Source organism: Brevundimonas sp. UBA5936 (genome assembly GCA_002430835.1).
Lineage (GTDB): Bacteria > Pseudomonadota > Alphaproteobacteria > Caulobacterales > Caulobacteraceae > Brevundimonas.
Genome location: DJDA01000052.1, coordinates 1 through 9,768 on the forward strand (window position 1 = coordinate 1; position 9,768 = coordinate 9,768).

At 66.9% G+C, this 9,768-nt stretch carries 12 protein-coding genes and 1 riboswitch; of the genes, 7 read left to right on the top strand and 5 right to left on the bottom strand.

The window, feature by feature from the left end; all coding sequences use genetic code 11:
• The first annotated feature begins 215 nt into the window (after positions 1–215).
• The gene (locus B2Y21_RS05530; protein ID WP_292057767.1) at positions 216–347 is read left to right on the top strand and encodes a hypothetical protein; all 132 of its coding nucleotides are present in this window, start codon (positions 216–218) and stop codon (positions 345–347) included.
• Positions 348–371: 24 nt separating this feature from the next.
• Here B2Y21_RS05530 and B2Y21_RS05535 read toward each other — a convergent pair whose 3' ends face one another.
• On the bottom strand, positions 372–749 hold the full coding sequence (locus B2Y21_RS05535) for a hypothetical protein (protein ID WP_292057769.1): 378 nt from the start codon (positions 747–749) through the stop codon (positions 372–374).
• Between the two features lie 47 nt (positions 750–796).
• Positions 797–1,555, bottom strand: coding sequence for a ribonuclease T2 family protein (locus tag B2Y21_RS05540; protein ID WP_292057771.1), 759 nt, complete (start codon positions 1,553–1,555; stop codon positions 797–799).
• A gap of 94 nt (positions 1,556–1,649) precedes the next feature.
• Here B2Y21_RS05540 and B2Y21_RS05545 point away from each other — a divergent pair, with 94 nt between their 5' ends.
• Positions 1,650–1,931: a hypothetical protein gene (locus B2Y21_RS05545; RefSeq protein ID WP_292057773.1), complete on the top strand. Its 282-nt coding sequence runs from the start codon at positions 1,650–1,652 to the stop codon at positions 1,929–1,931.
• Between the two features lie 7 nt (positions 1,932–1,938).
• Here B2Y21_RS05545 and B2Y21_RS05550 read toward each other — a convergent pair whose 3' ends face one another.
• Positions 1,939–3,285 (bottom strand): Gfo/Idh/MocA family protein, encoded by a 1,347-nt coding sequence (locus tag B2Y21_RS05550; RefSeq protein WP_292057774.1) that lies wholly within the window; start codon positions 3,283–3,285, stop codon positions 1,939–1,941.
• Between the two features lie 69 nt (positions 3,286–3,354).
• Positions 3,355–4,017: an aspartate/glutamate racemase family protein gene (locus B2Y21_RS05555; protein WP_292057776.1), complete on the bottom strand. Its 663-nt coding sequence runs from the start codon at positions 4,015–4,017 to the stop codon at positions 3,355–3,357.
• 165 nt (positions 4,018–4,182) lie between these two features.
• On the opposite strand from B2Y21_RS05555, the gene B2Y21_RS05560 reads away from it, so the two are divergent.
• On the top strand, positions 4,183–4,740 hold the full coding sequence (locus tag B2Y21_RS05560) for a DUF11 domain-containing protein (RefSeq protein ID WP_292057777.1): 558 nt from the start codon (positions 4,183–4,185) through the stop codon (positions 4,738–4,740).
• Between the two features lie 188 nt (positions 4,741–4,928).
• Here the strand turns inward: B2Y21_RS05560 and B2Y21_RS05565 are convergent, their stop codons facing one another.
• Positions 4,929–5,381: a GNAT family N-acetyltransferase gene (locus tag B2Y21_RS05565; protein WP_292057780.1), complete on the bottom strand. Its 453-nt coding sequence runs from the start codon at positions 5,379–5,381 to the stop codon at positions 4,929–4,931.
• A 56-nt stretch (positions 5,382–5,437) separates the two neighbouring features.
• Positions 5,438–5,547: riboswitch (TPP riboswitch) on the top strand.
• A gap of 66 nt (positions 5,548–5,613) precedes the next feature.
• Here B2Y21_RS05565 and thiC point away from each other — a divergent pair.
• Genes thiC through B2Y21_RS05585 form a run of 4 tightly spaced genes read left to right on the top strand, consistent with a single transcriptional unit; the run spans position 5,614 to position 9,383 of the window.
• Positions 5,614–7,521 carry a phosphomethylpyrimidine synthase ThiC gene (gene thiC, locus B2Y21_RS05570; RefSeq protein WP_292057784.1) on the top strand — a complete coding sequence of 636 codons (1,908 nt, stop codon included), beginning with the start codon at positions 5,614–5,616 and terminating at the stop codon, positions 7,519–7,521.
• Positions 7,522–7,575: 54 nt separating this feature from the next.
• Positions 7,576–8,694: a DUF4268 domain-containing protein gene (locus tag B2Y21_RS05575; protein WP_292057786.1), complete on the top strand. Its 1,119-nt coding sequence runs from the start codon at positions 7,576–7,578 to the stop codon at positions 8,692–8,694.
• A gap of 3 nt (positions 8,695–8,697) precedes the next feature.
• Positions 8,698–9,204 carry a zeta toxin family protein gene (locus tag B2Y21_RS05580; protein WP_292057787.1) on the top strand — a complete coding sequence of 169 codons (507 nt, stop codon included), beginning with the start codon at positions 8,698–8,700 and terminating at the stop codon, positions 9,202–9,204.
• Positions 9,201–9,383: a hypothetical protein gene (locus B2Y21_RS05585; protein ID WP_292057789.1), complete on the top strand. Its 183-nt coding sequence runs from the start codon at positions 9,201–9,203 to the stop codon at positions 9,381–9,383. Before B2Y21_RS05580 ends, B2Y21_RS05585 begins: the two co-directional genes overlap by 4 nt.
• Positions 9,384–9,768 lie beyond the last annotated feature (385 nt).

A 9,768-nucleotide genomic window follows, 5' to 3' on the forward strand; every position in this document is an offset into this window, starting at 1 on the left:
TGCTGGCGCGCCAGGAAAATGCCGATCTGCGCCGCGCGCGCGCCCTGCTCGCGTACGCAAAGCGCGAGTGCGAACGTTACGGCAACCTGGCCGAGTGCGTCCAGCAGGCCCACCTCTAGCCCGGGACCGCGCATACGCCGCTGCATAATGCCCGCGCGGCCAACGCCGAACTGGAAGAGCCGTTGGGCGTCCGCCCGCCGCCCCCGCCTGTTGTCGTGGTTTCGCCCCCCGCCGCGTCCCAGCCTGACGCCCCGGCCCAGGCCGACGGGCCGCCGCCGACCCAGGCGCGCCCGGCCCAGACCGACCCCAACGCCCCGATCGTCACCCGGCCGCAGAAGCTGGACTAAGGCGGCTGGACTGACGCCCGGCGTCTATTTCAGCGGCAGATAGCCCCGCTCCACCATGCGGCGCAGGGCGTCATAGGCCTCGCTCAGCTCGTCATAGGCGGTGCGGGCGGCGGTCAGGCGGGCCACCTGGTCGGGCGTGGCCGGAGCGCCGGATTCAGCCAGGCGCACGGCCTCGGCGCCCCAACGCGCCCGCGCCTGGGCCGTCAGCACGGCCAGCTTCTGAAAGGCGCCGACGTCCACCTGGGCGAGGGCGTGGCCGATCAGTTCGCGGTTGGCGACATAGGCGGCGTAGTCGATCTGCTCCAGCAGGCCGCGCAGGCGGCGTTGCTCCTGCGGCTCCATGTCCTCGGGCTGGAAATGGTCGCTGGAACGACGGCGGGACTGGGTCAGCATGGTCGACATGACGGCCTCGGACGAAACAGCAGCCCCGCAGCCTGACCCTGTTCTGGTTAACCGGTCGTTTGCACGCCGTCCGGAACCCCCTTGGGAGCCAGCTTCAGACGCGCGCGGTCCGGCGCGCCCAGGCCGCGCGGACAGCGCATCGGCCGATAGTCCTTGGAGTAGCAGAGCCGCGCCTCGCGGAACCAGCCGTCGGTGGTGGCGATGAACACCCCCTCGCGCGGGAAGCCCGGATTGGCGGCGACGAAGGCGTCGCGGATCGCCCCGGCGGTCAGGCGTTGGGCGGGAATGGCCTCCAGGTCCGGCTTGTTCAGCCCGTCCCACATCCTCGCCGCCTGGGCGAAATAGGCCTCGGGGCTGTCCCAGCCGCAGGTGCCGTGCGCCGCCCATTCATGCTGTTGCAGGCTGGGCGAGGGGATCATGCAGAAATGTTCGCGCACCGTCTCGACCGGAATGGCCGGGCCGGGGGCGGCGCAATAGCGCGGGTGCTTGTCAGCGGCGCCGTTGGGCCACAGCCCGTGCAGGGTCAGGCCGAACTGATTGGCCGCGCACTGATAGCGTTCGTCGGGATAGTCCTTGCCGCTGCGGCACGCCTGGGGCGACCAGCTGACCGCCAGCATGTTGAAGGCGACCGGCACGTCGGCGGCCACCTCGTCCTGCGGAATGCGATAGGGGCGGGCGGGGCGCACATCGTCCGGCACGTCGCAGACGGCGCCCGCGACCTCGGCTCGCTCCGGCGCCGCTTCCGTCGACACGGTGCAGGCGGCCAGCAGGACCATCAGGGCGGCGGAGGCGAAAAGGGTGCGCATGGCGGTCTCGTAAACCCTGCGTGATCGGCGGCCAAGGCGGAACCGGCGCCCGGCCCCGCCCATTGATAAGCGTAAGCATAAGAGGATGAGGCCCATGCCCGATCAAGACGCCTTTGAAGCCGCCCTGGAGGAAGCCATCGCCCTGTTCGAGCAGGGCGAGAACATGAACCAGGCCCGTTTCGACGAGCTGATCGCCGAACTGGAGGCCCGCCGCCCCGCCCTGGCCGCCGTGCCGGAAGGCGACCCCCGCTGCGATCGCGCCCGCGAGCTTCAGGCCCGCGCCGACGAACTGGAGCACCGCGCCGCCCAGGGCCACGGCCAGATGGACGAGGTCAACAGCCTGCTGTCGCCCCTGATGGGCAAGAAGGCGGAGTAGACGCCTCTCAATACGTTCCGTCGAAGCCGAAGATCGGCTTGCGTTCGCGCCACGCCCCGCGCGTGAAGTCGGGGAACTCCACCGTGCGATTGCCCTGCGCGATCGACTGCTCCGACAGGGGGGTGATCGCGCTCCAGCTCACGGCGTCATAGATGTCCAGCGGCATTGCCGCCCTGGCCTTCAGCGCCTCGACGAAGGCGTGGATGACGAAGAAGTCCATGCCGCCGTGCCCCGACCCGGCCGCCGTCTCGGCATGGGTCTTCCACAGCGGGTGGTCGTATTGCTCGAACCAGGCCGCCTGCGCCTCCCACTGATGCGCGGGACTGCGGCCCTCGATGTGGACCGACTGGTTCAGGTCCATCCACAGCCCCTTCACCCCCTGCACCCGGAAGCCCAGCGAATAGGGACGCGGCAGATTGGTGTCGTGCTGCAGCAGCAGGGTCTCGCCGTTGGCGCAGCCGATCGAGGTCGTCACCACATCGCCCAGCTTGAACTGGACCTGGGCGTTCGGATGGTCGGCCCCGCCGTTGTCGACCACATAGGCGTGCAGCCCCCGCGCCTTGGAGGCGTAGGCCGTCAGCGTCGTCATCCGGTTGCCCCGGTTCAGGTCGATCCAGTTGGCGATCGGCCCGATGCCGTGCGACGGGTACAGCTCCCCGTTGCGGTTGACCGAATGCCAGGTGCGCCAGCGCGCCTCGGACCAGCCCTTGGGCCCGAACTCGACCCCGCCGCCATAGGGCTTCTGCGGATCGCCGCTGTTGAACTTCACCGCGCGCAGGTCGTGCTGATAGCCGCCCTGCAGGTGGACCAGTTCGCCGAACAGTCCGGCGCGCACCATGTTCAGCACTGCCAGCACGTCGCGCCGATAACAGACGTTCTCCAGCACCATATAGGGCGTGCCGGTCCGCTCGTGCGCCTCCAGCACGTCCCAGTGGTCCTGAAGGCTGACGCCCGCCACCACCTCGCAGCCGACCGGGATCTTCGCTTCCATCGCCGCGATGGCCATGGGGGCGTGCCATTCCCACGGGGTGGCGATGATGACCGCATCCAGCCCCGGATGCGCCAGCAGGTCGCGATAGCCCTGATCCGGCGCCCCTTCATAGGCGCGCGGCGTAGGCTTCCCGGCGGCGGCGATCATCCCCTTGGCCCGCGCGATCATCAGCGGCTCGATGTCGCACAGGGCGACGATTTCCACATCGGCCCGCTTCAGCAGGATGGACATCAGGCTCTGCGCCCTCAGCCCCGTGCCGATGATGCCGATCTGCAGCCGGTCGTTCCGCGCCAGGGCCGGCCCCGCCAAGGTCGAGGCGGCGACGGCGGCGGACGAAGCGGCGATGAAGGCGCGGCGATCCATGATGAAGGCTCCTGCTGAAAGGCGTCGCCTTCCGCTTAGGCCAAGCTGCGCGCCTCGCCTAGCGGCCGGTCAGCGGCACGCCTCCACGCAGGCCCGCGCCAGCACCTCGGCCGAGTCGATCAGCGGCGCGTCCACGTCGCCCTGATCCAGCAACAGCGGAACCTCGGTGCAGCCGCCGATCACCGCCTCGGCGCCCGCCGCGATCAGCGCCTTGGCCAGGTCGCGCATGGCCGCGCGCTGTTCGGCGCCGACGTCGCCCGCCTTGACCCCGAACACCACCTGCATGAACCGCTCGCGCTCGGCGGGGGAGGGGGCGACCATCTCCAGCCCTTCGGCCGCCAGAGCCTCGGCGTACAGCAAGGCCGCGCCCGGCGTGGCCAGCACCCCGACCCGCCGCGCCCCGGTCGCGCCCGCCGCCTTCGCGGTCTCGGCGATCATGTCGATGAAGGGCAGGCCCGCCGCGCGGATGGCGTCCGCATGGGCGTGCGCCGTATTGCACGGCATGGCCAGCACCTGCGCGCCCGCCGTCTTCAGCGCCCGCGCCATCTCGCCCAGCGTCCGGCCCGCCGCCTCGGGCTGGGTGTGCCGGTTGGGCACCTGAGGATTGATGTCGGCGATGACGCGGATGTGGTCCTCATCGCCCGCCGCCGGCGTCAGAGCCTGCACCCGCGCCAGAAAGGCTGTTGTCGCGGCCGGCCCCATGCCGCCCAGAACGCCCAGAATTCTGCTCATCTCGATCTCCCGGCGGCGCGTCCGCTTCAGGCGGCTCTCATGCAGTCCCAAGGCGTGCAAGGTAAAGCCCGCCTGCGCCGGGCAGCACCTTGAAAACCAACGATCAACATTGACTTATCATTGATTACATTGTTCGACCGGCTAGGTTTTTTAAAGCGGTGCAATATGAAATCTCTTGCTGGTCTTGCTCTCGGGCTCCTGCTCTCTCTGGTCGCGACTGCGGCGGCGCAGGGCGCGGATCTGTCGGTTGTTCTCTCGGCCAGCCCTCAGTCGCCAAAGCCTGGCGACAGGATCACTTTTACAGCCCAAGTCACCAATCACGGCCCGGGAGCAGTCAGTCAGGTAGACGCGGGGATAAGATTGCCTGCCGGACTAACGGCGATTTCAGTCAGCACCAACGCCGGAACGCTTGATGCTTCGAACCTGACAAGCGTGCGTGTTCGTAATGTCACCCTTGGGGATGGGGGCGCTTTTACCATGACTACGAGTGCGATTGTGCCGCTCAACACCGTGCCTGGAACCGTCTTGACGGGAGTAGCGGAGGTCACTCCCAGCGCGCCGGATCCTGATATGGCCAACAACAGCGCGACGGCGACGCTGACGGTCGGCGGCGTCGCTCCTGCGCCCGTTCCGACCCTGACCGAATGGGCGATGATCCTGCTGGGCGCCCTGCTGGCCGGCGGCGCTGTGCTGCAACTGGAGCGTCGCCGACGCGCCATCTGACGGGGCGGGCGGGAAAAACGATTATTGTTCGATAAAGAGCGTTAACACGCGAAAATCCGCGGAACCAACATCGCGGCCGGGGATTGAGCAATCGGACACGTCGGACGCCCCCCCAACCCCGACGAAGTCTGCGGCGGCCCGGCCTTAACGCCCCCCCGACTGAGAAGCCGGGCCGCCCCCTCTCTCTTTCAATCCAGCTTCAGCACCATGTCCCAGCGATCAATGCCGGGCGCATAACCGTCGGGCGTGACCTTCATCGTCTTGAAGCCGAAGCGGGCGTAGAATCCTTGGGTGTGCTGGCTGGTGTCCAGCACCACGCGCCGGACGCCCGGAGTCGCCCGCGCCGCCGCCAGCCGCGCCTCGGTCAGCGCCCGGCCCAGGCCCTGGCCGTGCAGCCCGTTCCCCACCATGCCCCAGCACAGCGCAACGCTCGTCCCGTCCGGCTCAACCGCATGGCCGCCGCAGGCGACGACATGTCCGTCGCGCTCGATCACCAGATAGGGCAGGTGCAGCGCCTGATCGCCCAGCCAGGCGACGAACCCCTCGCGCTCGCTCTCATGGAAGAAGCGCGGCGTATTGCCGTCGAACAGGGCCAGGCAGGCCTCACGATCCTCGGCGCGATAGGGGCGAGCGGTCAACATGGATGACCCCTACCATGCCGCCCCGCTTGACCCGCAGAGGAAAGCGGCTAGGGTCGCGCCGTTCTCCGGGGGGTCGCAATCGAGCGGCTGAGATTGAGGTTTCTCCTCTGACCCGTCGAACCTGATCCGGGTCATGCCGGCGAAGGGACGAGTTCACCGCCTCCACGCCGGGAAACCGACCAGGGGCGCTCCTACCGCGCCGGCGGACCTCTTCTCGCAGGAGGCCGCCACAATGAATATCCACGTTTCCAACGAACAGCCGCACGAGCCGCAGGTCGATCTGGCCCTCGCCGACGCCCGCAAGGAAGTCGCGTCCGAGCACGGCACAATCCCCACCGGCCCTCGCGCAGGCAGCCAGAAGGTCTATGTGGCGGGCGAGCTCTTCCCCGACATCCGCGTCCCCTTCCGCGAAGTCGCCGTCCACCCCAGCGCCAATGAGCCGCCGGTGACGATGTATGACTCGTCGGGCCCCTACACCGACCCGTCCGTGACCATCGACATCAAGAAGGGCCTGCCGCGCGTCAAATCCAGCTGGCAGCTGGACCGCGGCGACATCGCCCCCGTCGCGAACCCGCGCGAGGTCAAGCCCGAGGACAACGGCCACGCCAGCGGCAAGCACCTGGCCCCCCGCTTCGACGTCTCCAACCACCGCGTGTTCAAGGGCGTCGAGGGCCGCCCCGTCACCCAGTACGAATACGCCAGGGCCGGGATCATCACGCCGGAGATGGAATACGTCGCCATCCGCGAGAACCTGCGCCGCGAACAGACCGCGCCCTGCGTCCGCGACGGCGAAGACTTCGGCGCCTCGGTCCCCGACTTCGTGACTCCCGAGTTCGTCCGTCAGGAGATCGCCCGCGGCCGCGCCATCATCCCGCACAACATCAACCACCCCGAAGTCGAGCCGATGATCATCGGCCGCAACTTCCTGGTGAAGATCAACGCCAACATCGGCAATTCGGCCGTCCTCTCCAGCGTCGATGATGAAGTGGACAAGCTGGTCTGGGCCACCCGCTGGGGCGCCGACAACGTCATGGACCTGTCGACGGGCCGCAACATCCACAACATCCGCGACTGGATCATCCGCAACAGTTCCGTCCCCATCGGCACCGTGCCCATCTATCAGGCGCTGGAGAAGGTGAACGGCGTCGCCGAGGATCTGACGTGGGAAGTCTTCCGCGACACCCTGATCGAACAGGCGGAACAGGGCGTCGACTACTTCACCATCCACGCGGGCGTGCGCCTGCCCTTCGTGCCGCTGACGGCGAAACGCGTGACGGGCATCGTCTCGCGCGGCGGCTCCATCATGGCCAAGTGGTGCCTGTCCCACCACAAGGAGAGCTTCCTCTACGAGCATTTCGAGGACATCTGCGACATCATGCGCGCCTATGATGTCAGCTTTTCGCTGGGCGACGGCCTGCGCCCCGGCTCCATCGCCGACGCCAACGACGAGGCCCAGTTCGCCGAACTGCGCACCCTGGGCGAACTGACCAAGATCGCCTGGGCCAAGGGCTGCCAGGTCATGATCGAAGGCCCCGGCCACGTGCCGATGCACAAGATCAAGGCCAATATGGATGAGCAGCTCAAGCACTGCCACGAGGCGCCCTTCTATACCTTGGGCCCGCTGACCACCGACATCGCCCCCGGCTACGACCACATCACGTCGGCCATCGGCGCGGCCATGATCGGCTGGTTCGGCACGGCCATGCTCTGCTACGTCACGCCCAAGGAGCATCTGGGCCTGCCCGACCGTCAGGACGTCAAGGACGGCGTCATCACCTACAAGATCGCCGCCCACGCCGCCGACCTGGCCAAGGGCCACCCCGGCGCCCGCGCCCACGACGACGCCCTGAGCCGCGCCCGCTTCGAGTTCCGCTGGGAGGACCAGTTCAACCTCTCCCTGGACCCCGAGACCGCCCGCAAATTCCACGACGAGACCCTGCCGAAGGAGGCGCACAAGACCGCCCACTTCTGCTCCATGTGCGGCCCCAAGTTCTGCAGCATGAAGATCAGCCAGGACATCCGCGACGCCGCCAAGGCCCAGAACGACGCGGGCGCCAGCCTGACGGACGCCGAGGCGGGCATGGCCGAGATGAGCGCCAAGTTCAGAGCGGGGGGCGGGGAGATTGAGGTGAAGGTGTAGACACCGTCGTTCTTTATGTTGGTGGCGTCAGGAATTCGCGGTTAGGCTTGTTTGATGTATCGCATCGACCGCGCCACCAACACCATCCACGCCCTGAAGCAGATGTCCTTTCGCGATCTGGGCTTTCGTGAGCGTGCGCATCTTCAGGAATGGATCGCTCACCAGCCGATGGCGCTGGGAGAGGAGCTTCTGATCATTGCGAAGGAATTCGCGGGCTTTTCGGACACCAACGAGCGGCTTGATCTGCTCGCTCTAGACAAGCAAGGGGCACTGGTTGTCATCGAGAACAAGCTGGACGACACCGGCCGCGACGTTACCTGGCAGGCGTTGAAATACGCTTCCTACTGCTCGACCTTCTCCAAGGACGACATCCGACGTGTTTTTCAGGAGCACTTGTCGAAATGCGGAGACGGGCGATCCGCCGAGGAAGCCCTGTCCGCATTTTTTGACGACACCGACTATGCGGAATTGAGCCTCAACAAGGGCGTCAGCCAGCGGATCATTCTGGTGGCCGCCAACTTCCGCAAAGAGGTCACATCGACCGTCTTGTGGCTCAGCAACTACCGCGTCCGTATCCAGTGTTTCCGCGCCACGCCGTTCGCTATGGGCGATGAATTGATCCTCAACGTCGAACAGATCATTCCCGCGCGCGATACTGAGGAGTTCATCATCAGCCTTGCGGACAAGGCCAAGGATGAAATTGAGGGCATCGAGACTGAGGCGCGCCGTCATCCGGTGCGGCGACGCTTTTGGGTAGAGGTTATCGAGAAGATAAATGCATCTCCGTCGGACCTCTACAGAAATATTTCGCCAGGTAAGGCAAGCTGGATCTCCGCTGCGTCGGGGATGCGTGGACTGGCCTTCAACTTCGCGACGACACAGACCTATTGCCGGGCCGAGCTCTACATCGACCGGGGCGACAAGGCTGAGAACGAGGCGATCTTCGCTCACCTGCTTGCTCAACGCGACGTCATCGACGCCGAGAGCGGATCGGAGATTATCTGGGACATGCTTGAAACCAAGCGCGCATGCCGCATCAAGATCGAGCGGCCTGGCGACGTTTTCGACCCTGACCAGTGGCCTGATATGATTCAGTTCATGGTCGGCGCCATGCTCACGCTGGAGAAGACCTTTCGACCTCGACTTGCAGCGGCGGTTGCGGCTTCGACATAAACCATGCCTACCCTCGTCCTCCTTGCCGGGCCGAACGGCGCCGGGAAGACCACCTTCATCAATGGCTTCCTGCGGGAACGGGCCGAGGCGTTTCAGTTCGTCAATCCCGATGAAGTGGCGCGGTCCCTGCCGCATGGCCCCGGTCGTGATCTGGCTGCAGGGCGGCTGGTGCTGGAGCGGCTGGAGGAAATGACCGCTGCCCGCGCCGACGTGGTGCTGGAGACGACGCTGGCCACGCGCACCCACGCCCGCCGCATCCGCGACTGGAAGGCGGCCGGATACCGCTTTGGACTGATCTATCTGCGCCTGTCCTCGGTCGAGGCCTCCATCGCTCGCGTGGCGCACCGGGTCGAGCGCGGCGGCCACGACATTCCCGAAGAGACGCTGAGGCGGCGCTATCCGCTCAGCCTCGACTACCTCGAAACCGCCTACAAGCCGCTGGCCGACAGCTGGCAGGTTTACGCCAGTGGCGGCGACGCCCCCGAACTGCTAGATTGGGGACCGCGATGAACAAGCCGCTGTTTGATCACGAAACCACTCTGAAGGCTCTGCGCCGCGCTGCCGAGATGGCCAAATACGGCACGCGCGAGGAGCAGTCCGGCAAGTTCCTGCCCCCGCCCGGCTGGAAGGGCCGTCTGGTCACGGGCGCCCCCGCACCGAAACCCGAACCCAAGCGCAAGCGGGCCTGACCTCTCCAGTCCTTCTCCCGATGGGAGAAGGTGGCCCGAAGGGCCGGATGAGGGTTCCCGGCTCAAGTCGGCGTAAGCCGTGACGCAACGGCTGACGCCTACTGAGAGGACAAGCCCCTCACCCTTTCGCCTTCGCCAATCGCTTCGCTCTTGGNNGAAGGATTGGCCCGAGAAACACTGGCATGAGGAGGCGCCGCGCATCATCGCCTCCGGCCGGTGGGAGCAGGACGAGTACGGCGACACCACCTACATCCCCGACCATGTGCGGCCCTCGACCGCCGAGCGGGCCGAGACGGCTGACGCCCCGCGCGGCCATTATTACGAAGACCCGGCGCCGCGGGACGGCTATCGCGTCCGCTCCGAGGCGGTCTGGGCGGCGGCGCGG

Coding starts and splice junctions, on each gene's coding strand:
- B2Y21_RS05545 (WP_292057773.1), top strand. CDS start 1,650: ATGCCCGATCAAGACGCCTTTGAAGCCGCCCTGGAGGAAGCCATCGCC.
- B2Y21_RS05550 (WP_292057774.1), bottom strand. CDS start 3,285: ATGGATCGCCGCGCCTTCATCGCCGCTTCGTCCGCCGCCGTCGCCGCC.
- B2Y21_RS05560 (WP_292057777.1), top strand. CDS start 4,183: ATGAAATCTCTTGCTGGTCTTGCTCTCGGGCTCCTGCTCTCTCTGGTC.
- B2Y21_RS05585 (WP_292057789.1), top strand. CDS start 9,201: ATGAACAAGCCGCTGTTTGATCACGAAACCACTCTGAAGGCTCTGCGC.
- B2Y21_RS05580 (WP_292057787.1), top strand. CDS start 8,698: ATGCCTACCCTCGTCCTCCTTGCCGGGCCGAACGGCGCCGGGAAGACC.
- B2Y21_RS05575 (WP_292057786.1), top strand. CDS start 7,576: ATGTATCGCATCGACCGCGCCACCAACACCATCCACGCCCTGAAGCAG.
- B2Y21_RS05555 (WP_292057776.1), bottom strand. CDS start 4,017: ATGAGCAGAATTCTGGGCGTTCTGGGCGGCATGGGGCCGGCCGCGACA.
- B2Y21_RS05540 (WP_292057771.1), bottom strand. CDS start 1,555: ATGCGCACCCTTTTCGCCTCCGCCGCCCTGATGGTCCTGCTGGCCGCC.
- B2Y21_RS05535 (WP_292057769.1), bottom strand. CDS start 749: ATGTCGACCATGCTGACCCAGTCCCGCCGTCGTTCCAGCGACCATTTC.
- B2Y21_RS05565 (WP_292057780.1), bottom strand. CDS start 5,381: ATGTTGACCGCTCGCCCCTATCGCGCCGAGGATCGTGAGGCCTGCCTG.
- thiC (WP_292057784.1), top strand. CDS start 5,614: ATGAATATCCACGTTTCCAACGAACAGCCGCACGAGCCGCAGGTCGAT.